The 23,068-nt window shown below is 70.4% G+C and carries 23 protein-coding genes and 1 pseudogene; 12 read left to right on the top strand and 12 right to left on the bottom strand.

Features of this window, described 5'->3' with window-relative positions; genetic code table 11:
• Window positions 1-53: 53 nt before the first annotated feature.
• The 3 genes from hemH to AAC691_RS14745 form a co-directional block, all read right to left on the bottom strand.
• Window positions 54-1,079 (bottom strand): ferrochelatase, encoded by a 1,026-nt coding sequence (gene hemH / locus AAC691_RS14735; RefSeq protein WP_342627453.1) that lies wholly within the window; start codon window positions 1,077-1,079, stop codon window positions 54-56.
• A gap of 89 nt (window positions 1,080-1,168) precedes the next feature.
• Complete coding sequence (locus tag AAC691_RS14740; RefSeq protein ID WP_342627454.1) at window positions 1,169-1,324, bottom strand: hypothetical protein; 156 nt, start codon at window positions 1,322-1,324, stop codon at window positions 1,169-1,171.
• 231 nt (window positions 1,325-1,555) lie between these two features.
• Complete coding sequence (locus AAC691_RS14745; protein WP_342627455.1) at window positions 1,556-2,629, bottom strand: A/G-specific adenine glycosylase; 1,074 nt, start codon at window positions 2,627-2,629, stop codon at window positions 1,556-1,558.
• A 9-nt stretch (window positions 2,630-2,638) separates the two neighbouring features.
• On the opposite strand from AAC691_RS14745, the gene AAC691_RS14750 reads away from it, so the two are divergent.
• Together AAC691_RS14750 and AAC691_RS14755 are read left to right on the top strand one after the other, a co-directional pair.
• Entirely contained in the window at window positions 2,639-3,169 is a 531-nt protein-coding gene (locus tag AAC691_RS14750; RefSeq protein WP_342627456.1) for a DUF721 domain-containing protein, read from the top strand.
• Window positions 3,170-3,310: 141 nt separating this feature from the next.
• Window positions 3,311-3,676, top strand: coding sequence for a hypothetical protein (locus AAC691_RS14755; protein WP_323989235.1), 366 nt, complete (start codon window positions 3,311-3,313; stop codon window positions 3,674-3,676).
• Here the strand turns inward: AAC691_RS14755 and AAC691_RS14760 are convergent.
• The 3 genes from AAC691_RS14760 to AAC691_RS14770 are packed head-to-tail and all read right to left on the bottom strand — an operon-like array spanning window position 3,661 to window position 5,421.
• On the bottom strand, window positions 3,661-4,332 hold the full coding sequence (locus AAC691_RS14760) for a phosphoribosylanthranilate isomerase (RefSeq protein WP_342627457.1): 672 nt from the start codon (window positions 4,330-4,332) through the stop codon (window positions 3,661-3,663). The two genes, AAC691_RS14755 and AAC691_RS14760, sit on opposite strands and share 16 nt — an antisense overlap.
• Before the next feature lie 7 nt (window positions 4,333-4,339).
• Window positions 4,340-5,047 carry an orotidine-5'-phosphate decarboxylase gene (pyrF, locus tag AAC691_RS14765; RefSeq protein WP_342627458.1) on the bottom strand — a complete coding sequence of 236 codons (708 nt, stop codon included), beginning with the start codon at window positions 5,045-5,047 and terminating at the stop codon, window positions 4,340-4,342.
• Entirely contained in the window at window positions 5,044-5,421 is a 378-nt protein-coding gene (locus AAC691_RS14770; RefSeq protein ID WP_342627459.1) for a LapA family protein, read from the bottom strand. The genes pyrF and AAC691_RS14770 overlap by 4 nt, the downstream gene beginning before the upstream one ends.
• Before the next feature lie 142 nt (window positions 5,422-5,563).
• On the opposite strand from AAC691_RS14770, the gene AAC691_RS14775 reads away from it, so the two are divergent.
• The 4 genes from AAC691_RS14775 (at window position 5,564) to AAC691_RS14790 (ending at window position 9,209) form a co-directional block, all read left to right on the top strand.
• Window positions 5,564-5,854, top strand: a complete 291-nt coding sequence (locus AAC691_RS14775) for a hypothetical protein (RefSeq protein ID WP_323989230.1) — start codon at window positions 5,564-5,566, stop codon at window positions 5,852-5,854.
• A 99-nt stretch (window positions 5,855-5,953) separates the two neighbouring features.
• Window positions 5,954-7,372: a dipeptidase gene (locus AAC691_RS14780; protein WP_342630232.1), complete on the top strand. Its 1,419-nt coding sequence runs from the start codon at window positions 5,954-5,956 to the stop codon at window positions 7,370-7,372.
• A gap of 23 nt (window positions 7,373-7,395) precedes the next feature.
• Entirely contained in the window at window positions 7,396-8,424 is a 1,029-nt protein-coding gene (gene pdxA, locus AAC691_RS14785; protein WP_342627460.1) for a 4-hydroxythreonine-4-phosphate dehydrogenase PdxA, read from the top strand.
• A complete protein-coding gene (locus AAC691_RS14790; protein ID WP_342627461.1) occupies window positions 8,421-9,209 on the top strand; it encodes a pyridoxine 5'-phosphate synthase in 789 nt (262 codons plus the stop codon). Before pdxA ends, AAC691_RS14790 begins: the two co-directional genes overlap by 4 nt.
• Window positions 9,210-9,286: 77 nt before the next feature.
• On the opposite strand, the gene tldD is transcribed toward AAC691_RS14790, so the two are convergent.
• Window positions 9,287-10,747 carry a metalloprotease TldD gene (gene tldD / locus AAC691_RS14795; protein ID WP_342627462.1) on the bottom strand — a complete coding sequence of 487 codons (1,461 nt, stop codon included), beginning with the start codon at window positions 10,745-10,747 and terminating at the stop codon, window positions 9,287-9,289.
• 249 nt (window positions 10,748-10,996) lie between these two features.
• Between tldD and treF the strand changes: the two are divergent.
• Window positions 10,997-12,907: pseudogene (treF, locus tag AAC691_RS14800) on the top strand (alpha,alpha-trehalase TreF); the annotation flags it as partial.
• A gap of 12 nt (window positions 12,908-12,919) precedes the next feature.
• Here treF and AAC691_RS14805 read toward each other — a convergent pair.
• The gene (locus tag AAC691_RS14805; RefSeq protein ID WP_342627463.1) at window positions 12,920-14,020 is read right to left on the bottom strand and encodes a COX15/CtaA family protein; all 1,101 of its coding nucleotides are present in this window, start codon (window positions 14,018-14,020) and stop codon (window positions 12,920-12,922) included.
• Between the two features lie 63 nt (window positions 14,021-14,083).
• Between AAC691_RS14805 and AAC691_RS14810 the strand changes: the two genes are divergently transcribed.
• The 3 genes from AAC691_RS14810 to AAC691_RS14820 all read left to right on the top strand — a co-directional run bounded on the left by AAC691_RS14810 (window position 14,084) and on the right by AAC691_RS14820 (window position 17,072).
• A complete protein-coding gene (locus AAC691_RS14810) occupies window positions 14,084-14,830 on the top strand; it encodes a VTT domain-containing protein (protein WP_342627464.1) in 747 nt (248 codons plus the stop codon).
• Between the two features lie 191 nt (window positions 14,831-15,021).
• Window positions 15,022-16,347: a multidrug effflux MFS transporter gene (locus tag AAC691_RS14815; RefSeq protein WP_342627465.1), complete on the top strand. Its 1,326-nt coding sequence runs from the start codon at window positions 15,022-15,024 to the stop codon at window positions 16,345-16,347.
• 194 nt (window positions 16,348-16,541) lie between these two features.
• The gene (locus AAC691_RS14820) at window positions 16,542-17,072 is read left to right on the top strand and encodes an adenine phosphoribosyltransferase (RefSeq protein WP_176640464.1); all 531 of its coding nucleotides are present in this window, start codon (window positions 16,542-16,544) and stop codon (window positions 17,070-17,072) included.
• A gap of 57 nt (window positions 17,073-17,129) precedes the next feature.
• Here the strand turns inward: AAC691_RS14820 and accC are convergent, their stop codons facing one another.
• Genes accC through aroQ form a run of 3 tightly spaced genes read right to left on the bottom strand, consistent with a single transcriptional unit; the run spans window position 17,130 to window position 19,374 of the window.
• On the bottom strand, window positions 17,130-18,473 hold the full coding sequence (gene accC, locus AAC691_RS14825; RefSeq protein WP_342627466.1) for an acetyl-CoA carboxylase biotin carboxylase subunit: 1,344 nt from the start codon (window positions 18,471-18,473) through the stop codon (window positions 17,130-17,132).
• Window positions 18,473-18,922 (bottom strand): acetyl-CoA carboxylase biotin carboxyl carrier protein subunit, encoded by a 450-nt coding sequence (locus AAC691_RS14830; RefSeq protein ID WP_342627467.1) that lies wholly within the window; start codon window positions 18,920-18,922, stop codon window positions 18,473-18,475. The genes accC and AAC691_RS14830 overlap by 1 nt, the downstream gene beginning before the upstream one ends.
• The gene (aroQ, locus tag AAC691_RS14835) at window positions 18,919-19,374 is read right to left on the bottom strand and encodes a type II 3-dehydroquinate dehydratase (protein ID WP_176641720.1); all 456 of its coding nucleotides are present in this window, start codon (window positions 19,372-19,374) and stop codon (window positions 18,919-18,921) included. The genes AAC691_RS14830 and aroQ overlap by 4 nt, the downstream gene beginning before the upstream one ends.
• A 328-nt stretch (window positions 19,375-19,702) precedes the next feature.
• Here aroQ and AAC691_RS14840 point away from each other — a divergent pair, with 328 nt between their 5' ends.
• On the top strand, window positions 19,703-20,392 hold the full coding sequence (locus AAC691_RS14840; RefSeq protein ID WP_342627468.1) for a septal ring lytic transglycosylase RlpA family protein: 690 nt from the start codon (window positions 19,703-19,705) through the stop codon (window positions 20,390-20,392).
• Window positions 20,393-20,422: 30 nt separating this feature from the next.
• On the opposite strand, the gene AAC691_RS14845 is transcribed toward AAC691_RS14840, so the two are convergent.
• Window positions 20,423-21,409 (bottom strand): YihY/virulence factor BrkB family protein, encoded by a 987-nt coding sequence (locus tag AAC691_RS14845; protein WP_408906000.1) that lies wholly within the window; start codon window positions 21,407-21,409, stop codon window positions 20,423-20,425.
• A gap of 363 nt (window positions 21,410-21,772) precedes the next feature.
• Here AAC691_RS14845 and AAC691_RS14850 point away from each other — a divergent pair, with 363 nt between their 5' ends.
• Window positions 21,773-22,903 carry a type III PLP-dependent enzyme gene (locus AAC691_RS14850; RefSeq protein WP_323989217.1) on the top strand — a complete coding sequence of 377 codons (1,131 nt, stop codon included), beginning with the start codon at window positions 21,773-21,775 and terminating at the stop codon, window positions 22,901-22,903.
• Window positions 22,904-23,068: the final 165 nt, after the last annotated feature.

Raw genomic sequence — 23,068 nt, forward strand, 5'->3', positions numbered from 1 at the left:
GCCGTTTTTCGAATCCCAGAAACTTCCTTACGAAAACGGATTATCGGGGAAAATCATCCCAGCCAGCCGGACAGTTCCTGCCTGGCCAGCGTCTCCAGCAGGTCGATCGCCGGATCGGTGGCGTTCAGGCAGGGGATAAGGGCGAAATCCGTCCCGCCGGCGGCGGCGAACGCGTCGCGCAGTTCGTGGCCGATCTCGTCGAGCGTTTCGATGCAATCTGCCAGGAAGCCCGGCATGATGACGGCGACGCGGGTAATGCCCTGCGCCGGCAGGGCGGTGACCAGCGGCGCGGTATAGGGTTCCAGCCAGCGCGCGGGGCCGAAGCGCGACTGATAGGTCAGTGGCATCATCTCCTCGGGCAGGTCCAGCGCGCGGTGCAGCGCGGCGAGGGTGCGCGTGCATTCCTCGGCGTAGGAATCGCCGCGCTGCACGTAATCGCGCGGCAGGCCGTGGAAGGAGGCGACGATCCGCTGCGGCGCGAAGGGCAGCGCCGCCAGCCGGGCGCGCACCGAGCCGGCCAGCGCGTCGATATAGAGCGGATGGTCGGGGAAGGACGGCACTGTGCGGATCGCCGGCTGGTTGCGCAGGCGCATCAGCGCGCGGAACGCCTGGTCGTTGGCGGTCGCGGTCGTCGTGGCGCTGTATTGTGGATAAAGCGGAAAATGCAGGATCCGCGTGCAGCCGCGGCGCAGCAGCGCCGCGATCGCCGTCGCGACCGCGGGCGTGCCGTAGCGCATGCCCCATTCCACCGCGACCCCGTCGGGGGCGAAGCGCGCGGCCAGGGCCCGGGCCTGGGCGCGGGTATGGGTGCGCAACGGGCTTTCGTCGCCGTCCGCATGCCAGATCCGCCGGTAGGCGGCGCCACTCCGCCGGGGACGCAGTGCCAGGACCGGCCCTTGCAGGATCGGCTGCCAAAGCGCGGGACTGGCCTCGATGATCCGGCGGTCGGAGAGGAACTCGGACAGATAGCGCCTGACGGCCCGGTAGCCGGTACCCTCGGGCGTTCCCAGGTTGGTCAGCAGGATGCCGACGCCCGAAGGGGCGGTCGGCTCGGTCGCGCGGACGGTCAGGAATCTCATGATGTGACCGTGCTACAGGATCCGGCGGATCCTGGCAAAGCCCGCGCGCACGGGCGGCGCGTGGCGGGACGGGGCCGGCGGTCGGCCGGTCAGCGGTGGCGGCGCACGCGGCCCCGGGTTGCGCGAATGGGGATCGCGCGCGGTGCGGGGGCGCGGCATGCGTAAAGCGCGGCACAGCCCGCCAGCGCGGTCATGCAGGCCAGCGGCAGGGGCGACGACAGAAAGGCGGCAATCACGGCCATCATGCTCTCCATACCCCGTCGACAAGCCGGGCACGCCATGAAACATGGCGGTGTTCCGGGGCTTGGCCAAGCCTGCGGCGGTGTCAGCGGCGGTTTTATGCACCAAATCGGTCATCCGGCCGCGTCATTCAGTCAACAGCGCCGGTTCGGCGTCCGTCAACGAAAAAATAACCTCCCGACTCGGGTACCAAACTCGGGCACCAAACCCGGGCACCGGTCGCGGGGCCCGGATCGTCAGGGCGCGCCGGTCGGCCGGTCCGGCGGCGTCGCGGCCAGGCATTTGCGCATCAGCGACGGCAGGGCCAGCCCGTCGAGATCCCGGGCGGCGAAGACCAGGCCGCCGGCCTGGGCGGCGCTGTTGGGAAAGCGCCCGATCCGCGCCGAATACACGTCCACATGCAGGGTGAAATGGGTGAAGACGTGCGTGACCCGTCCGGCCTGCCGCCATGGGCCGGGCAGCGGGGCATGGGCCAGTGCCTCGGATTCCGCCCAGGGTTCCGCGCGCCACTCGGTGCCGGGCAGTTCCAGCATGCCGCCCAGCAGCCCCGATGCCGGCCGGCGGCGCAGCAGGATCTGCCCGGCGGCGTCGGTCGCGCGGAAATGCGCGCCATGGCGTACCGGCCGGGCGGCGCGGGGGGCCTTGGCCGGCAGGGCCGCGGCGATGCCCTGGCGCAACCCCGCGCATTCGCCCCGCCAGGGGCACAGGGCGCAGGCGGGATTGCGCGGGGTGCAGATCCCCGCCCCCAGGTCGAACAGCGCCTGCGCGAAATCCGATGGCCGCGCCCGGGCCGGCTGCGAATCGTTCAGGGTCGCGGCGTGGCGGGCCAGGGTGCGGCGCCCGGCGGGCAGCGGGTCGGTCAGCGCGAAGAGGCGGGCGGTGACGCGCTCGACATTGCCGTCGACGGGCACCACCGGCAGGCCGAAGGCGATCGCCCCGATCGCGGCGGCGGTATAGGCGCCGACCCCCGGCAGGGCCAGCAGCCCGTCGAGCGTGGCCGGGAAACCGCCGGCCGCGGCCACGACCCGGGCGCAGGCATGCAGGTTGCGCGCCCGCGCGTAATAGCCCAGCCCCGCCCAGGCCGCCATGACGCGATCGGTCTCGGCGCGGGCCAGGTCGCCGATGGTGGGAAACAGGTCCAGGAAACGGTGGTAATAGGGAATGACCGCGGCGACCGTCGTCTGTTGCAGCATGATTTCGCTGAGCCAGACATGATAAGGATCGGCGGTGCGGCCGGGGGCCGCCCGCCAGGGCAGAATGCGCCGGTGGCGGTCGTACCAGCGCAGCAGGTCGGCAGAGGAAGGAGGCACGGGTCGCTTATGACGAAGGATCGTACCGACGGCAAGCGCACCCGCGCGGCCGCCCCACCTCCCCAGATGTCGCTTGCCCAGCCGCCGCTCGCCCAGGCGCCGCGCGCGCTGGCCATGCGCAGCCTGGGCGCGCTGATGCCCGCCGTCACGCGCCCGGCCTTTCGCCGGCAATCACCGGCTTCGGCGCAGATCATGGCCGACTGGGCGGACATCGTCGGGCCCGACCTGGCGCGGGGCACCGTGCCGCGCCGGCTGTCCGCCGGGGTGCTGACCCTGGGCTGCGCCGGGCCGATCGCGATGGAACTGCAGCACCTGGCGCCGCAATTGATCGCACGGATCAACCGCGCCTGCGGGCGCGAGGCGGTGCGGTCGCTGAAGCTGGTGCAGGATATGGTGGCCCAGGCCGCCCCGCCGCCCCGCCCGACGCGCCGCGCTCCGCCCCCGCCCGTGGCGATTCCCGACATGCCGGACGGCCCGCTGAAGGACGCGTTGGCCGCCCTGGGCGCGCGGGTGCGCGAGCGCCAGGGCGGCGGCCGGTAGGGGGCGGTAGAGAGGCCGATAGAGGGGATCGGGCGGCCGGCCCCGCGTGCCGCGCATGGCGCCGCCATAAAAAGGCCGGGATCGCGGTCTTATATCGTGCCGTATCAAGGTGACCGGATTCTTGCTGAAAGGGGCGCTCCGATGCGCAAGGTGGCTTTTCTGCTGGCGATGTCGCTGGGCGTGGCGGGCATGGCGTCCTCGACCGCGGCCATGGCGTGGGGTGGCCACGGCGGCTGGCACGGCGGCGGCTGGGGCTGGCATGGCGGCGGCTATCGCGGTGGCTGGGGCTATCGCGGCGGCTGGCGCCCCGGTTGGGGCTGGGGCGGCTTCGGGGTCGGCCTGCTGGCCGGCGCGGCGATCGCGGCACCATATTCTTACGGCTATGGCTACCGCTATCCGGCCTATGCCTATCCGGCGTACCGTGCCTACCCGGTTTATCCGGCCTATCCCGCCTATCCGGCCTACGCGTACCCGGCGTATCCCTACGCCTATTATCCGGGCTGGTAAGGGGACGCCGCCGGCGATTGCGCAGCAGTCTGGCGGGCGGTGCGGATAAAGCGCGCGATCAGATCCGGGTCCTTGCGGCCCGGGGCGCTTTCGACGCCGGATGACACGTCGACGGCGGGCGCCGCGCTGCGTGCCACCGCCTCGGCCACGTTGTCGGGCGTCAGCCCGCCGGCCAGGATCCAGGGGGCCGGGGCGCTCCATCCCCGGGTGATCGTCCAGTCGATGGCCCGTCCGTTGCCGCCCGGCCGGTCGGCGCTGGCGGGCGGGCGGGATTCGATGACCAGCCCGTCCATCCGGCTGGCGGCCGGCAGGTCGGCGGCGGCGGCCACGCCGCGCGCCTGCCAGACCGGCAGGCCGAAACGCAGGCGGATCGCCATGGCCCGCTCGTCGCCGGCATAGATCTGCAGCCCGTCCAGCGTGGTCGTGTCCAGCACGGCTTCGATCGCCGCGTCGGTCGGGGTGACGAACAGGCCGATCCGCCGCGGCCCGCCGGTGGGCACGCGGGCGATCAGGCCGGCGGCCTGCGCGGGCGTGACATGGCGCGGCGAGCGGGGAAAGAACACGAACCCGACCCAATCGGCACCATGGGCGATCGCGGCGTCCAGCCCCGCCGGCTCGGTCAGGCCGCAGATCTTGACGCCGATGGTGGGGGACATGGCGCGGTCAGCCCGCCAGTTCCGCCGCCACGGCGGCGGCGGCGGCGCCGGGGTCGGCGGCCTGGGTGATCGGCCGGCCGACGACGATCCAGTCGGCGCCGGCGCGGCTGGCCTCGGCCGGGGTCATGATCCGTTTCTGGTCGCCCGAGGCGGCGCCGGCCGGCCGGATGCCGGGCACCACCAGCACCGGCGCGGCACCCAGCCTGTCGCGGATCGGGGCGATTTCCAGCGGCGAGCACACCAGCCCGTCGGCCCCCGCCGCCATCGCCAGCGCGCCCAGGCGCAGCACTTCGGCGCAGGGATCGTCGGGAATGCCGATGCCGTGCAGCGCATCCTGGTCCATGCTGGTCAGCACCGTCACCGCCAGCAGCAGCGGCCGTGCCCCGGCCGGGAAGGCGCGGTCGATCGCGGCGCGGGCGGCCGCGATCATCGCGCCGCCGCCCAGGGCGTGGATCGTCAGCATGGCCGGGCGCAGCGCCGCCAGGCTGCCGATGGCCGACCCCACCGTGTTGGGAATGTCATGCAGTTTCAGGTCCAGGAACAGCGTGCCGCCATCCGCCACCTGCCGCACGGCATCGAGCCCGCGCGCATAGGTGAATTCCAGCCCCAGCTTGATGGCGTCGGCGCTGAGGGCCGTCTGGTCGCGCCAGCGTATCGCCTGGGCGGTGTCCTTGGTGTCCAGGGCGACGATCAGCCTGGTGCGGCGGGCAGTCATGGCAGCGGTGCCTCGCGATAGGGCGGCAGCGCCGCCCCCTGTGCATGGGCGGGTGCCTGGACGGGTGCCTGAACTGGTGTTTGTGCGGGCGGGTTATAGGTTTCCGCCTGCTGGCGGCGCAGTTCGGCGGCCTGGTCCTCCAGCACACGGACCTGCTGTTCCGCGCGGCGCGCCCGCCCGCGCTGGCGCAGTTCGGCGAACCAGACCGACAGGGCGCCGAGGATGAAGAAGGCGGCGGCCACGATCAATGTCAGCACGCCGACCGACGATTTCCAGCTCCAGTCCAGGAACCAGATCGTGACGGAGTCCTGGTTGCAGGCGCTGAAGATGATCAGCACCAGCAGGAAAGGGACGGTGATGAGAAGACGCAACATGCTCTGCCTCCTACAGTTCGGCGGGGCGGACGGCAAGGCGCGCGGCGCCGCCGCACGGGATCGTGCCGGTGGCCGGCGGGAAGGGCCTTGATTCCGGTCCGGCCGTCGTGATGTCGTCATCGGGTTCGGGCGGAGTCTGCTCTTGAGTGAGATCATCGCGTTTCGTGGCAACGCGCGCAAGGATGACACGTTGTGGGCCGTCATCGCCACGGCCGGGCCGACACGGCGCATTGCCGATATCTATCCGGCCCGGCCCGCCGCCCTGGCCGATTGCGCGTGGCGCGCGCAGCAGGTGCGCGCCTATGCCCACCTGCTGCGCCAGACCCGCCAGCCGGTGCCCAGCTACAGCGTGGCGCCGATCCGCCGGGCCGACCTGCCCCGCGCCTGGCGGCCGCTGCCCGCCCTGGGGTTCCTGCGCGGCCAGTTCATCTGACCGGCGCGGGCGCGGCGCCATGGCAAGACGCCGGGCGTGGATTGCATTTCCGGCGGCGTCTTCGCACATTCCCTGCGATCGACGGACCATGGGTGGATGATGACGATAACGAACGGACGCGACCTGACTCCGGTGCTGGATCGGGTGGACCGCACGCTGGAGGCCAGTCTGGAGCGGCTGTTCGCTTTCCTGCGCATTCCCAGCATCTCGGCCCAGCCCGCCCATGCCGGCGATTGCCGCCGCGCGGCGGAATGGCTGTGCGCCGAACTGGCCGGGATCGGGCTCGACGCCTCGGTGCGGGAAACGCCGGGCCATCCGATGGTGGTGGCGCATGATCGCGGCGCGGCCGAAGGGCCGCATGTGCTGTTCTACGGCCATTACGACGTGCAGCCGGTCGATCCGCTGGATTTGTGGCACTCGGCACCGTTCGAGCCGCAACTGGTGCGCGACGGTGAGGGCGCGCGGATCGTGGCGCGCGGGGCATCGGACGACAAGGGCCAGGTGATGACCTTCGTCGAGGCCCTGCGCGCCCTGCGGGCCGAATGCGGGACCCTGCCGTTGCGCGTCTCGATGGTGATCGAGGGCGAGGAAGAGAGCGGCGGCGCCAATCTGCTGCCCTTCCTGCAGGCCAATCGGGACGAATTGCACGCCGACGTCGCCCTGATCTGCGACACCGGCATGCTGGAAGGCGGCGTGCCGGCGATCACCACCGCCCTGCGCGGCATGGTGGGCGAGGAAGTGGTGATCCGCGGCGCCGACCGCGACCTGCATTCGGGCATTTACGGCAACGCCGCGCGCAACCCGCTGGAGGTGCTGTGCCGCATCCTGGGCGCGGTGCGCGACCCGGCGACCGGGCGGGTGCTGCTGCCGGGCTTCTATGACGGAGTCCAGGACCCGCCGGAGGCCGTGCGGGCGCAGTGGCGCGCCATCGCGCCGTCCGATGCCGGTTTCCTGGGGCCGGTCGGCCTGTCGGTGCCGGCGGGCGAGCAGGGCTATTCGGCGGTCGAGCAGACCTGGTGCCGGCCGACCTTCGAGATCAACGGCATCAGCGGCGGCTATGCGGGGGACGGGTTCAAGACCGTGCTGCCGGCCGAGGCGTCGGCCAAGATCTCGTTCCGCCTGGTCTCGGGCCAGGACCCGGCGCGCATCCGCGACGCGTTCCGCGCCCATGTGCGGGCGATGCTGCCGGCCGATTGCACGGTCCGGTTTACGCCGCATGGCGGGTCGCGCGCCAGCGTCGTGCCCGCGGACGGGCCCGGGCTGCGGGCCGCGCTGGCGGCGCTGGGCGCGGAATGGGGCCGTCCGGCCGTGACCGTCGGCAGCGGCGGGTCGATCCCCGTGGTATCCGAGGTGCGTCAGGCGCTGGACATGGATTCGCTGCTGATCGGCTTCGCCCGCGACGACGACCGCATCCATTCGCCCAACGAGAAATACGACCTGACATCGTTCCATCGCGGTATCCGCTCATGGGTGCGGGTTCTCGACGCGCTGGCCCGCGACGGGGCACGGGCGGGCTGAACATGCCGGTCGGGGAAGCGGGCATGAACGAGGCGGGCGTGAACAAGGCGGGCACGGGCGACGCGGGCGGCGGCCGGACGGTGCTGGCCGTGACGATGGGCGATCCGGCGGGGATCGGCCCCGAAATCACCGCCGGCGCCTGGCGGGCGCTGCGCGCGGGCGGCGGGCCGGCCTTCGTCGTGGCGGGGGACGACGCGCTGCTGGCGGCGCATGCGCCGGTCCGCGTCGTGGCCGATCCGTCCGAGGCGGCGGCGGTCTTCGCCGACGCGCTGCCGGTGCTGCCGGTGCCGCTGGCCGTGCCCGCGCGGCCCGGCGCACCGGACGCGGCCAACGCTCCGGCCGTCATCGCGAGCATCGCGCGGGCGGTGGCGCTGGCGCAGGACGGCAGGGTGGGCGGCGTGGTCACCAACCCGATCAGCAAGCTGGTGCTGACGCAGGCGGGCTTCCGCCATCCGGGCCATACCGAATATCTGGCCGAACTCTGCGGCGTGCCGGGGCAGGCGGTGATGATGCTGGCCTGCCCGGAATTGCGGGTGGTGCCGGTGACGATCCATGTCGCGCTGCGCCACGCGGTGGACGGCCTGACCACGGCGGAGATCGTGCGCTGCGGCCTGACCACCGCCGCCGCGTTGCGGCGCGATTTCGGCATCGCCGCGCCGCGCCTGGCCGTGGCGGGGCTGAACCCGCATGCCGGCGAGGGCGGGGTGATGGGGGACGAGGAAACGACGATCATCGCGCCTGCGATCGCGGCCCTGCGCGCGGCGGGGATCGCGACCAGCGGCCCCTGGGCGCCCGATACGATGTTCATTCCCCCTGCGCGGGCGCGCTATGACGCGGCGCTGTGCATGTATCACGACCAGGCGCTGATCCCGCTGAAGACGATCGACATGGCGGGCGGGGTGAACGTCACCCTGGGCCTGCCGATCGTGCGGACCTCGCCGGACCACGGCACCGCCTTCGACATTGCCGGCCAAGGGGTGGCCGATCCGTCCAGCCTGCTGGCCGCGCTGCGCCTGGCCGGCGAGATGAGCCGCAACCGGAGGTCCGCATGACCGGCGATCCTGCTTCCCCATCCCCTGTTTCCGCACCCCTTTCCGTGCCCTTGTCCGGGGCGCGGAGGCTGCGGCTGGGCGTGAATATCGACCATGTCGCCACCGTGCGGAACGCGCGCGGCGGTACGCATCCCGACCCGGTGGCGGCCGCCCATGCGGCGGTCGCGGCGGGCGCGGACGGCATCACCGCGCATCTGCGCGAGGACCGGCGCCATATCCGCGATGCCGACCTGGCCCGCCTGCGCGCCGAGATCGCGGCGCCGCTGAACATGGAAATGGCCGCGACCGACGAGATGGTGGCGATGGCCCTGTCGCTGCGCCCCCATGCCTGCTGCATCGTGCCCGAACGGCGCGAGGAAGTGACGACCGAGGGCGGGCTGGACGTGGCCGGGCAGGTCGCATGGCTGGGGCCGCGGGTGCGGGCGCTGGGCGAGGCCGGGATTCGCGTCTCGATGTTCATCGATCCCGATCCGGCGCAGATCGCGGCCTCGGCCGCCATCGGCGCGGCGGTGGTGGAACTGCATACCGGCGCCTATGCCGAAGCGCATGCCGGCGAAGGCCGGGCTGCGGAACTGGCGCGCCTGCGCGCGGGCGCGGCGGCGGCCGGGACGGCGGGGCTGGAAGTGCATGCCGGCCACGGCCTGACCTATGACAATGTCGGGCCCATCGCGGCGCTGCCGCAGGTCGTCGAACTGAATATCGGGCATTTCCTGATCGGCCAGGCGATCTTCGACGGGCTGCCGGCCGTGATCGCCGCGATGCGCCGGGCGATGGATCGGGCGTGATCGCGGCCGGCCAAGGGGTCCTACCCCCTGGCCCTCGCCACTCCAGGGCCCACCCGCGGCGAAAAGCCCCGCGCCGATCAGGCGCCGGTGCCGCCCACGGTCAGGCCGGTCATTTTCAGGGTGGGCTGGCCCACGCCGACCGGAACCCCCTGCCCGCTCTTGCCGCAGGTGCCGATGCCGGGGTCCAGCGCCATGTCGCCGCCGATCATCGAGACCTTGGTCATCGCATCGGCGCCGTTGCCGATCAGGGTGGCGCCGCGCACCGGGGCGGTGACGCGGCCGTCCTCGATCAGATAGGCCTCGGACGCCGCGAAGACGAACTTGCCCGAGGTGATGTCCACCTGGCCGCCGCCGAAATTCACCGCATACAGCCCACGCCGGGTCGAGCGGATCATCTCCTCGGTCGTGGCGCCGCCGCCCAGCATGATCGTGTTGGTCATGCGCGGCATCGGCGCATGGGCATAGGATTGGCGCCGCCCGTTGCCGGTGGGGCGCACGCCCATCAGCCGGGCATTCAGCCGGTCCTGGATATAGCCGGTCAGGATTCCGTCCTCGATCATCACCGTGCGGCCCGACGGCGTGCCCTCGTCGTCGACCGTCAGGCTGCCGCGCCGGTCGGGCAGCGTGCCGTCATCCACCACGGTGACGCCGGGGGCGGCGACGCGCCGGCCCATCAGCCCGGCGAAGGCCGAGGTGCCCTTGCGGTTGAAATCCCCCTCCAGCCCGTGGCCCACGGCCTCGTGCAGCAGGATGCCGGGCCAGCCCGATCCCAATACCACCTCCATCTCTCCCGCCGGGGCCGGGACGGCGTCCAGATTGACCAGCGCCATGCGCAGCGCCTCGTCCACCGCGCCCTTCCACACGGCCTCGTCCAGCAGGCGGGTATAGGAATAGCGGCCGCCCATGCCGTGGCCGCCGCTTTCGCGCCGTCCGTCCTTTTCCGCCACCACCGAGACGTTCAGCCGCACCAGCGGGCGCAGATCCGCGACGCGGGCGCCGTCGGCGCGGATGATCTGCACCGCCTGCCATTCGGCGGCCAGCGAGGCCGAGACCTGCACCACCCTGGAGTCGCGCCCGCGCGCATAGGCGTCCAGCGCCGAAAGCAGCGCGGCGCGCGACGCGAAATCGGTCTCGCCCAGCGGATTGACGTCGCCGTACAGGCGCCGGTTGGTGGCCTGCGGGGCGGCCGCCATGCTGCCCGACCGGCCGGCGCGCACCTGGGTGACGGTGTCCGCCGCGCGCTTCAGCGCGGACTCGCTGAGTTCGTCGGCATGGGCGAAGCCGGTTTCCTCGCCCAGGATCGCCCGCAGGCCGAAGCCGGACGAGGTGTCGAAGCTGGCCGAGCGGATGACGCCGTCATCCAGCGAGATCATCTCGCTTTCGCGGTATTCCAGGAACAGCTCGCCGTCATCCATGCCCTCCAGCGTGCGGCGGACCATGGATTCGGCCTCCGCCCGGCCCAGCGTCGCGCCGGCTCGGTCGAAGAACAGCCGGTCGGTCGCGGTCAGCGGGTTCAGGAACGGATCGGTGGGGCGCATGGAAGGACTCCGGTCGTCGCTGGAGGAGGGGGGCTGGATAATGAGGGCCTGACGGATGATTGCATGTCATAGTCCCATCCTATGTGGGGCGAAACGGTGCCGTTGACGAGCCGCGCCGCATGAGGGCCCGGTGAACTTCCGGCAATGCGGTCCGTTTTTCTTTTGCTGACCGTGTCCGACTGGCATTCTACCCGGGCGCGGTCATGCCCCGACCGCCCCGATCGATCAAGGAATGCGCCCCTCGTGACGATGCTTCCGCGACCGCTCCCTCCGCGTGCCGCGCGCGGCCTGGCCGCGCTGCTGGCCGCCTGGCCGCTGCTCGCCTGGCCGCCGGCCCCCGCCATGGCCCAAAGCGCCGCCCAGGGTGCGACCCAGAACGCAACGCCGGACGCAACGCCGGACGCGACCCGGGACGCGGCGCCGGCCAGCCTGTCGCCCGACCTGTCGGGCGGGGCGCTGCTGGGCCCGGCATTGCCGCCGCCGATCGTGCCCGGAATCGCGCCGTCGGTGGGCCTGCCGCCGCCGGCGTTCTTCGTGCCGGTGGCACCCCCCGCGGCGGCCCCGTCGGTCGCGGTGCCGGCGGCGGACCGGCAGGATCTGCGGCCGCCATCGGTCGCGCTGGACGGGCTGTTCGCGGCGATGGGGGCGGCGCATGTCTTCGCCGATGCCAAGACGGTGGCCGACGCCATTCCCGACGAGGCGCCGGATGCGCTGCTGGCGGACTATGCGCGGCAGAAGAGCCGGCCGGATTTCTCGCTGAAGGATTTCGTCGCCCAGCATTTCGCCGTCGCCCCGCGCCGGACCGTGTCCTATCGCCGCCGGCCGGACGAGAGCGTGCGCGACTATATCAGCGGCATGTGGGAGGTGCTGAGCCGGCCGCCGGACACGCTGGTCGCCCATTCCTCGCTGCTGCCGCTGCCCAGGACCTATGTCGTGCCGGGCGGCCGGTTCAGCGAGCTTTATTACTGGGACAGCTATTTCACCATGATCGGCCTGTACGAGGACGGGCGGGTGGACCTGATGCGCGACATGGTGCGCGACATCGCCTCGCTGATCGACCGGTACGGGCACATGCCCAACGGCAACCGCACCTACTATCTCGGCCGTTCGGAACCGCCCTTCTTCGCGCTGATGGTGGACCTGCTGGCGGAGCATGACGGGCAGGCCGCCTATACGCAGTTCCTGCCCGAACTGCAGCGCGAACATGATTACTGGATGGACGGGGCCGACAGCCTGGCGCCGGGCGGGGCCTATCGCCATGTCGTGCGCCTGCCGGACGGCACGCTGATGAACCGCCAGTGGGACGACATGGACACGCCCCGGGACGAGAGCTTCCCCGAGGATATCGCCACCGCCGCGCAGTCCAGGCGTCCGGCGGCGGAAATCTATCGCGACCTGCGGGCCGGGGCGGAGACGGGATGGGATTATTCGTCGCGCTGGCTGGCCGACGGCCATACGCTGGCCAGCATCGATACGACCGACCTGCTGCCGATCGAACTGAACTGCCTGGTCGCGCATCTCGAACGGACCCTGGCCCATGCCTACGACCTGCAGGGCGACCAGGAACGAGCCGCGCAGTATGCCCGGCTGGCCGACGCGCGGGTCGCGGCGATCCGCCGCATCCTGTGGGACCCGGCGCGCGGGGCGTTCTTCGATTATGACTGGAAGACCGGGAAACTGTCGGACGTGCTGTCGTCGGCGACGGTGATGCCGCTGTTCCTGAACATCGCGACCCCGGCGCAGGCGCAGGCGGTGGCCGAAACCCTGCGGACGCATCTGCTGAAGACCGGCGGGCTGGAAGCGACCGACCGGGTCAGCGGCCAGCAATGGGATGCGCCGAACGGCTGGGCGCCCGAGCAATGGATGGCCGTCAAGGGGCTGGACCAGTACGGCCTGAACGACCTGGCGCGGCTGATCGCCACGCGCTGGATGGAGCGCGTGATCGGGACCTACGAGAAATCGGGCGTGCTGCTGGAAAAATACGACGTGGTGAATCCGGCGATCAGCCCCACGGGCGGCCGGGGCGGCGGCGAATACCCGATGCAGGTCGGCTTCGGCTGGACCAACGGCACCCTGCTGGGGCTGATGGACCGCTATCCGCAGGAGACGCGCCTCGTGCTGGACCGCAATCCGCGCGCCGATCTGACGGTGGCGAAGCCGGCCGGCGGCGCGTCAGACTCGCCCGACGCCGCGCATCCGGTGCAGGGCCACGATGGCGACGGTCAGCAGCACGGCGGCCCAGGTCTGGTGCACGGTGCCGGCCCAGGCGGGCACGACCAGCAGCAGGGTGGTGACGCCCAGCGCGTACTGGACCAGCACCGCCCACCCCAATAGCATCAGCGCGTCCTGCGGCCCCTTGCCAAGCTGCGGGGTGCGCAGGCCGCACAGCACGCAGGCGCCGATGACAAGCGCGGTCAGCGTGGCCAGCAGCCGGTGGTCGAACTGGATGGCCGGGACGTTCTCGAACCAGTTCAGCCAGAAGGGCGACAGCCGGGCATAATGCTGCGGCACCAGATGCCCGTCCATCAGCGGAAACGTATTATAGACGAAGCCCGCATGCGTGCCCGCGGTAAAGCCGCCGGCGATGATGGTGACGCAGATCAGCACGACGGCGCACCAGAGCAGCCGCTTGGTCCGCACCACCGGCGCGGTGGCGGGAATGAAGGCGGGCCTCGGGGCGCGGACCGACAGCGCGGTCCACAGGATGGCGATATAGAGCGCGAAGGCGCAGCACAGATGCAGCACCAGCCGCACCGGTTCGACCGCCGTGCTGTCGGCGTCGAAGCCCGATGCGACCATGAACCAGCCCACCGCGCCCTGCAGCGCGCCCAGCACGAAGAACAGCAGCAGGCGCGCGGCCAGCCCCTTCGTCAATGCGCCGGTCACGGCGAACCACACCAGCGGCAGCAGCAGCACCAGCCCGGTCATCCGGCCCCAGAACCGGTGGGTCCATTCCGCCCAGAAGATCTTCTGGAAGCCGGCCAGGCCGAATCCGTCATGCAGGATCTTGTATTGCGGGATGGTCTTGTACAGCGCGAACTGCCGTTCCCATTCCGCGTGGGACAAAGGCGGGACGATGCCGGTGATCGGTTGCCAGTCCATGATCGACAGGCCCGAGCCGGTCAGCCGCGTATAGCCGCCCAGCGCGATCATCCCGATCAGCATGAAGCAGATCACGAACAGCCAGGTGGAGATCCGCCTGCGGTCGCGCAGCGTGGCGGACGAGGCATCGTCGCGGCCGACGGCCGGGCGGAAGGTGATGCGATCGGACATGAAGCGGGTTTAGACCGGCCTTGCGACCGCCCGCAAGCGGGTGGTAGAGCGATACGGTCTCCTATGAATAGTGATGAATACTGGAACGGACGCCGTGCGCTCCTCCCTTTCCCGTCCGCCTCCGAGCCTGCCGTGACGCAAGGCGGGTCGGCCGCCGGCATCGGCGCGCTGGCGCGGCCGGCGCTGATGGTCGCGGCCTTCGGCCTGGCCGGGCTGGTGCTGCGCCTGGCGCCGGGGCTGCACGGGCTGATGTCCGACACGGCGCTGCTGCGCGGCGGGGTGTGGGGGCGCGTGGTGTTCCTGGCCGTGGCGTCGCTGTTCTGCGCCGTCGGGTTGCCGCGGCAGGTCGTATGCTTTGCCGGCGGCGTCGCCTATGGCCCGCTGGCCGGGGCGGTGCTGGCCAGCCTGGCGACGCTGGCCGGCGCCATCGCGGGGTTCGGCTGGGCGCGCGGCGTCGGGCGCGCGGCGGTGCGGCGGCGGCTGACCGGACGGATGGCGCGGCTGGACCGCTTCGTCTCGGCCAACCCGTTCCCCGCGATCCTGACCCTGCGCCTGCTGCCGGTGGGCTCGGCGCTGATGCTGAACCTGCTGGCGGGGATCTCGGGGGCGGGGTGGCGGCCCTTCGTGCTGGCCACGCTGGCGGGCAGCCTGCCGCAGACGATCGTCTTCGTCCTGCTGGGCAGCGGCGCGCGCATCGGCCATGGCTGGCAGGCGGCGCTGGCGGCGGGGCTGTTCGCGGGCTCGGCGCTGCTGGGGTTGTGGCTGATGCGCCGCCTTGCATCGGGCGGCGACGCCCCCGACATGTCGTGAAAGTGCCATCTTGCCGCCCCAACCCGCCGACAGGCTGACCCTGCGGTGTCCCTTGGCGCGACGCCCGGCGGCTAAGCCCTGTTGCGATCATGCACCGCTTAAAACGAAACGCAGTCCTTCGGCAATTAGATGATGAAAAGCGGCGGGCCAGTGGGATAGTAGGGCCCGACGATCTCCAACGGAGTGCCGCCATGGCGTCTTCCGCCTTAGCCACGAGATCCGACGATGCCCCTGTTTCTGCCCCGGTCGCCGGCTTCATGAGCTGGATCGCGATTCTGCTCGGGTTCCTGACCGCTGTCGGGCCGGTGTCAACGGATATCTATCTTCCCGCCTTTCCGGCGCTGGAGGCGTCGCTGCACGCGCCGGCCGGCTCGGCGGAAATGACGCTGGCGGTCTGGTTCGTCGGACTGGCGGTGGGACAGATCACGATGGGGCCGCTGTCCGACCGGTTCGGGCGGCGGATGCCGATGCTGGTCGGCACGCTGGTCTATACGCTGGCCTCGGTCGGCTGCGCGCTGTCGCCGGGAATCGTCAGTTTCTCGACCTTCCGCCTGATCGCGTCGCTGGGGGCGTCGGCCAGCCTGGTGATCCCCAGCGCCTGCGTGCGCGACATGTCCCACGGCAACGAGGCCGCGCGCCTGATGTCGCGGCTGGTGCTGGTGATGGGGGTGGTGCCGATCCTGGCGCCGACCCTGGGCGGCTTCGTGCTGGCCTTCACAAGCTGGCGGTCGATCTTCTGGGCGTCGGCGGCCTATGGGCTCGTCTGCACCTTCCTGGTCGCGCGGGTGCTGCCCGAGACGCTGGACCCCGCCAATCGCAGCGAATTCTCGCCAATGGCGCTGGTCAGCCGCTACGTGCTGCTGGTGCGCGACCGGGGCTTCATCACCAATGCGCTGGTGGCGGGGTTCAGCGCTTTCATGTCCTTCACCTATCTGTCGGCCGCGCCGTCGGTGTTCATCCATCTGTTCGGCTTCTCGCCGGCGCAGTTCGGCATGCTGTTCGGCGTGTTCGCCGTCTGCATGATCGGGGCGTCGCAACTGAACGGGATGCTGGTGGGGCGGATTGACGCCGCGCGCATCCTGGGCCGGTCGGTGGGGCTGGCGGTGCTGGGCACGCTGGCGATGACCGTGGTGTCGATCGTCATGGCCTTCGCCATGAAGGGCGGGGCCATGAAGGCGGGGGCGATGCCGCACGGCCTGGCGCTGGTGCCGCTGGTGCTGGCGATGATGCTGGCGTTGGGCACCACGGGCATCATCGGGCCGAACGCGACGGTGGGGGCGATGGCCGACCATCCGCGCCTGGCGGGCAGCGCCTCGGCCTTCATCGGCACCTTGCAATATGTGCTGGGCGCCGTGGCCGGCGCCATCGTGGGCATGCTGCCCCGCACGACGCCCGTGCCGATGGCGGGCGTGATGCTGATGGGGGCGGTGGTCATGCTGATGATGGTGCTGCTGCGCCCCGCGCGCCGGACGTCGGCCGAGACTCTGTCGCCGGCCGACATGCCCGCGATGCATTGACGGCCCCCGACGCGCCGACCCCGCGATCGGGTGCGGCCCTTGCCGGGCGGGGGGCGGCTTGTTACAGCAACGCGGTTTGGCCCGGCGGGACCGATCCCGCCACTTCTTTGTATGACGCGTATCTTTACGTGATAAGGCCGCGGGCCGCCGCGCGACCGGCCGGCCGCTGGCATGGGATGGATTTGGACAGGGACATGACGACCGCCTCGATGGATTTGAAGCAGCATATTCGCGGCATTCCGGATTTTCCCAAGCCGGGGATCCTGTTTTACGACATCTCCACCCTGATGCGGAACGCGGATGCGTGGCAGGTGGCGATGGGAAGGGTGACGCACGGCGTGGCGCCCTGGGCGCCCGACATGCTGGCGGCTATCGAATCGCGCGGCTTCCTGACCGCGGCGCCGCTGGCCAGCCGCCTGGGCTGCGGCCTGGTCATGCTGCGCAAGCCGGGCAAGCTGCCGGGTGAAGTCGTGTCCCACACCTACGACCTGGAATATGGCAGCGACACGCTGCAGATCCAGACCGACGCCATCGTCCCGGGCCAGCGCGTGGTGGTGATGGACGACCTGCTGGCCACGGGCGGCACCCTGGCGGCCTCGGTCGCCCTGCTGCGCAAGGTCGGGGCGAACGTGGTCGGCGCATCGGTCATGGTGGAACTGCGCGCCCTGGGCGGCCGCGCGCGGCTGGACGTGCCGGTGCAGGCGCTGGTGTCCTACGACGACTGAGGCCAGGCCGGGCGGTTTTTCCAAGCCGCCCGGCCTGTCGGTGCCTTTTCGGCGCCTTCAGCCCTGCGCGGCCACGAACCGTTCCAGCCAGTGGATCGTATACTCGCCCTTCTGGAATTCGGGGTCGTCGAGGATCTTGCGGTGCAGCGGGATCACCGTCTTCACGCCTTCGATCACGAACTCGTCCAGCGCGCGGCGCATCCGCGCGATCGCGTCCGCCCGGGTCGGGGCGTGGACGATCAGCTTGCCGATCATGCTGTCGTAATAAGGCGGCACCCGATAGCCGGCATAGAGCGCGCTGTCGATGCGCACCCCCAGCCCGCCCGGCGGGTGGTACATGGTGACGGTGCCGGGGGTGGGCAGAAAGGTCGCCGGGTCCTCGGCATTGATGCGGCATTCGATCGCATGGCCGCTGAAGCGGATATCCGCCTGGCCATAGCCCAGCGGCTCGCCCGCCGCGATGCGGATCTGCTCGCGCACCAGGTCGACGTCGCAGACCATCTCGGTCACCGGATGTTCCACCTGCAGGCGGGTATTCATCTCGATGAAGCAGAACTGCCCGTCCTGATAGAGGAATTCCAGCGTGCCGGCGTTGCGGTAGCCCAGCCTGGTCAGCGCGGCGGTGGCGGTGGCGCCGATCGCGTCGCGCTCCTCGGCCGTCAGCGCCGGCGAGCCGGCTTCTTCGAGCAGTTTCTGGTGCCGCCGCTGCAGCGAGCAGTCGCGCTCGCCGAAATGCACGACGTTGCCGTGCGTGTCGGCCAGGATCTGCAATTCGATATGCCGCGGCCGGTCCAGGTATTTTTCGAGATAGACCTCGTCATTGCCGAAGGCGGCCTTGGCCTCGGTGCGCGCGAGGCTCCAGGCCTCTTCCAGCTCGTCGGCGCCGCGCGCGACCTTCATGCCGCGGCCGCCGCCGCCCGCCGCCGCCTTGATCAGCACGGGATAGCCGACCTCGTCCGCCACCCGGCGGGCCTCGGCCAGATTGGCCAGCGCACCGTCCGAGCCGGGGACCAGCGGCACGCCCAGCGCCTTCATGGTCGTCTTGGCGGTGATCTTGTCGCCCATCATCCGGATATGGTTCCCGGTCGGGCCGATGAAGGCCAGGCCGTGGGCTTCGACCGTCTCGGCGAAATCGGCGTTTTCCGACAGGAAGCCATAGCCCGGATGGATGGCCTCGGCCCCCGTGATGGTCGCCGCCGACAGGATCGCCGCGACGTTCAGGTACGAATCGCGCGTGGCCGGCGGGCCGATGCACACGGCCTCGTCCGCCAGGCGGACATGCATGGCGTCGGTATCGGCGGTGGAATGGACCGCCACCGTGCGGATCCCCAGCTCGCGGCACGCGCGCAGGACCCGCAGGGCGATTTCGCCACGATTGGCGATGAGGATCTTGGAGAACATTACTCGATGATGGCCAGGGCTTCGCCGAATTCGACCGGATCGCCCGATGCGACCAGCAGCCGGGTCAGCGTGCCGGCACGGGGCGCCCTGATCTGGTTGAAGGTCTTCATCGCCTCGATCAGCATCAGGGTCTGGCCGGCGGCGACGCTCTGCCCCTCGGTCACGAAGGGGGGCGAGCCCGGATCGGGCGTCAGATAGGCCACGCCGACCATCGGGCTGGTCACGGCGCCCGGGTGCTTGGCCGGATCGGCCGGCGCCGCGGCGGTGGCGGCGGCAACGGGGGCCGCGGCGACGGGTGCGGCCGGCACGGCATGGACCTGCGGCGCGGCGGCGCGGGCCACGCGGATCCGGTTGTCTTTCTCCGCGATCTCGATCTCGGTCAGGCCGGTTTCGGTCAGAATGTCAGCCAATGCCCGAATGGCATCCGCGTCCACGAGCAGTCGGCTCATCGATCGTCCTCGTTCAGAATCAAATCCGTCATCGCCTGAAGCGCCAGCGCATAGCCCTGTACTCCCAGGCCGCAGATGACGCCCACGGCGGCGCGGGAGCAATAGGTGTGGTGGCGGAATTCCTCGCGCCGATGAATGTTGGAAATGTGCACCTCGATCACCGGCAGGTCCACAGCCAGCAGCGCGTCGAGCAGCGCGATCGAGCTATGGCCGTAGGCGGCCGGGTTGATCACGATGCCCTGCGCGCGGTTGCGGCATTCCTGCACCCATGACACCAGCTCGCCCTCGCCGTTGGTCTGGCGGAAGTCGATGGCGACATCCAGGCGCTCGGCGGCCTGGATGCAGATCTGCTCCACGTCGTCCAGGGTCGCGCGACCATAGACTTCGGGCTGGCGCAGTCCGAGCATGTTGAGGTTGGGTCCGTTCAGGACCGCGATCAGAGGGCGCACCATGGTGACAGGCGCCGTAGCACGAGTGTCCCATCCTTCCAAGAGAATGATGGCGGCCGCGCCCCCGCCCGCCGCGCGGGACGGCCCGGGCGGCCCCGAACGGCTCCGGAGAGGCGTCGGAGGCACGCCAATAATGACGGCCAAAAATTGCCACATTTGCCCGCATAGCTACTGAATCGACGGCAGGAATGCGGGTCAGGCCGGGGAAGAACTCGGGGCTGATCCGGTCCCTGGGGAACTTTCGGGACGAAAAAGCCTTGAATTATCTGCCGTACGATTATTGTATGGCCAATCGTTACTGGCTGGATGATCGAACAGGATTGGACGCGGTTTGCAACAGGCACGGAAAGAGCGACGGATAGGATCGGGGGGACGGGCGCTGATCGCGCTGGCCTGCCTGTTCGCCTTCGCCTCGGCCGCCTGTGGCCGCGAAGCGACAGCGGGCACGGAAAACGCGGCGCCGAACGCGGCTCCCGTCGTCGATGCCGCGCCGGCCTCGGCGGATGCCCCGGTCTCGAGGGACAGCGGGCATCCGGTGACGGCCTGGGCGGCCTCGGTGCGGGCCGCGCTGGCGCGCCGGTCCCACCGCCTGGCCCTCGCGGGTCAGTCGGCCCTGGCCTGGTCCGAGAAGGGGGTCGCAAGCTGGTACGGCCATCTGCGCCAGCCCCATCGCACCTCGTCGGGCCGCAATTTCGATCCGCGCGCGCTGACGGCGGCCCATCCGACCCTGCCGATGGGCACGCGAATCCTGGTCCGGTCCGAGGATACCGGCCGGTCGGTGGTGGTGACGGTGAATGATCGCGGGCCGTTCGTGGGACGGCGGGTCATCGACCTGTCGCCGGCGGCGGCGGCGCGGATCGGCATGCTGCATGCCGGCACCGCCCATGTGGTGATCGGGCCCGCCCCAGCGGTCGATATGGCACAGGTCGAGGTGGCGCAGGCCGACGCAGCCGATACCAGCGACGACGCCATCGCCGCGGCGGCCCCCGGCACGCCGCGCCGCGCCGGGCATCGCCGCTGACGGCTTTCTCTTCGGCCGTCCCGCCGCGCTTCAGGGCGATGCGGATTGGCGCCGGCCGGTATCGGGGGCGCCGTCATCGGGGCGCAGGCCCATCTCGGCCTCGATGCCCGAATTCAGCTCCGCGCCCAGCAGGATGACGTAGGCCGACACGAAGAACCACATCATCGTCGCCACCACCGCGCCCAGCGGGCCATAGGTGGCGTTGTAGCTGGCGATGGCGCTGACATAGTACGAAAACCCGATCGAGGAAACGATCCACAGCAGCGTCGCGGCGCAGGAGCCGGGCAGGATGCAGACCCAGTGGGCGATCCGGCGGGACGGCCCCAGCCGGTACAGCATGGCGCAGGCCGCGAGCACGAACAGCAGCATCAGCGCCGGCCCCCCGGTTTCGACCGCCAGGCCGACCGACCAGGGGGGCGGGGCGATGCCCAGCAGGTCGGGCAGGAAATCGACCAGCACCGGCAGTGCGACCAGCAGCGCCAGCGCCAGTACGGCGCCCAGGATCGCGAACAGCGTCATGGCCAGCGCCATCAGTTGGAAATGCAGGAAACTGCGCGTCTCACGCGTGTCATAGGCGATATTGACGGCGGTGATGAGCGAACGCGTCGCCGCCGAGGCCGACCACAGGGCCAGCGCGGTGGACAGGATCAGGTTGAGGGTCAGCGCGGAATGGGATTCGGCGACCAGCGTGTGGATCCGTTCGCCGATCAGCGCGAAGGCCGATGGCGGCAGAAGGTTGCGCAGGATGTTGAGCTGCGGCTCGACCGTCTGCGGGTCGAATACCAGCCCATAGATCGAGATCAGCGTGCTGATCGCCGGAAACAGCGACAGGGTGGCGTAGAATGCGCAGCCCGCCGCCGCCAGGCCGATCTTGTCGTCCACCAGGTTGCCCAGCATGCGGCGCAGCACGGGCCGCCAGGTTTGGCGCAGCCGGTGCAGCGACGGGGCGGCTGCGGTGCCGGCCTTCAGCGCGTCTGCGTTCGGGCGGTACGGGTCATCCGGCGGCGAGGGGGTCAAACAGGCTCCATTGGGCAGGCTCCATCGGGCAGGCTCCATCGGGGCGGCGGCCCGGAACAGGCGAGAGGCTGGGGCCATGGGCGGGGACAGGGGCGGCGACGATCAGCCTGGGTCCCACATTACGAAGAAATATGGAAAAGCGACGATTTTTCTGTTGCGTCGCAAACGGATTACCCTCATATGCGCTCCCCACGCAACAACGCACGTGCCACTGGCCCTCTGAGGTTACGCAACGACGTCAAGCGTTCTGGCAATCGGGATCCCCTCGCGGGGCCCAGTCTTGGTCGCTGGTCCGTTAGACCGTTTCGCAACACCTGTCCGGCCAAGTCCCCGGATGGATTTCACAGAAGGGATTTGGGTGCGATGACTCCCAAAATCGCCCGTTTTCTGGCCGAGCAGGCTCCTGCGACGCCATGCCTCGTCGTCGATGTCGATCGCGTCGAGGCCCGTTATCAGTCGCTGCGCACGGCGCTGCCGCTGGCGCGCATCTATTATGCGGTCAAGGCCAACCCGGCGGATGCGATCCTGCGCCGGCTGGTATCGCTGGGCTCGGCCTTCGACGCCGCGTCGTGGGAAGAGATCCGCATGTGCCTGGATGCCGGCGCGGATGCGCGCGACATCTCGTTCGGCAACACGGTCAAGAAAGTGTCGGCCATCGCCGCCGCCTACGCGGCCGGGGTGACGATGTACGCGTTCGACAGCCACGAAGAACTGGAGAAGCTGGCCCGCCACGCTCCGGGATCGCGCGTCTATTGCCGCCTGATCGTCGAGAATGCAGGGGCGGAATGGCCGCTGTCGCGCAAGTTCGGCACCACGGTCGAAAGCGCGCGCGACCTGATGCTGCGCGCCCGCGACCTCGGCCTGGACCCGTACGGCCTGTCGTTCCATGTCGGCAGCCAGCAGACCACCACGGACGCGTACGAAGCGGCGATCGCGCGGGTCGGCATGCTGTTCACCGACCTGGCCGATGCCGGGCTGAACCTGCGCATGGTCAACCTGGGCGGCGGTTTCCCGATCCGCTATCGCGACGACGTGCCCGAGATCGACCAGTTCGCGCTGGCGATCAGCCATGCGATGACCGCGCATTTCGGCAACGACCTGCCGGAAATGATCGTCGAGCCGGGCCGGTTCATCGTCGGCGATGCCGGCGTGGTGTCGGCCGAGGTGGTGCTGGTGACCCGCCGCGGCCTGAAGGACGACATGCGCTGGGTCTATCTGGATATCGGCCGTTTCGGCGGCCTGGCCGAGACCGAGGGCGAGTCGATCCGCTACGGCATCCGCACGCCGCATGACGGCGGACCGACGGGGCGGGTGGCGATCGCCGGCCCGACCTGCGACGGCGCGGACATCCTGTACGAGAAGGCGCCCTACGCCCTGCCGCTGGACCTGGCCTGCGGCGACCGGATCGAGCTGCTGTCCACCGGGGCCTATGTCTCGACCTATTGCTCGACCCGCTTCAACGGCTTCGCGCCGCTGGGCGAACATTACATCTAAGCCCGTCCGGACCCGGACAGGCACCGTATAAAAGGGGTGTCCCGCATTGGGGATGCCCCTTTTGCTTTTTTGGTTGCCCGGGCTCTTTTTCGGGGCTTTGCCCCGAACCCCACCAAAGGCGGTGCCTTTGGAAACCATTTGTTTATCAATGGGTTGTGGTTATTG

The organism is Nguyenibacter vanlangensis, assembly GCF_038719015.1.
In the GTDB taxonomy this organism is placed as follows: domain Bacteria; phylum Pseudomonadota; class Alphaproteobacteria; order Acetobacterales; family Acetobacteraceae; genus Gluconacetobacter; species Gluconacetobacter vanlangensis.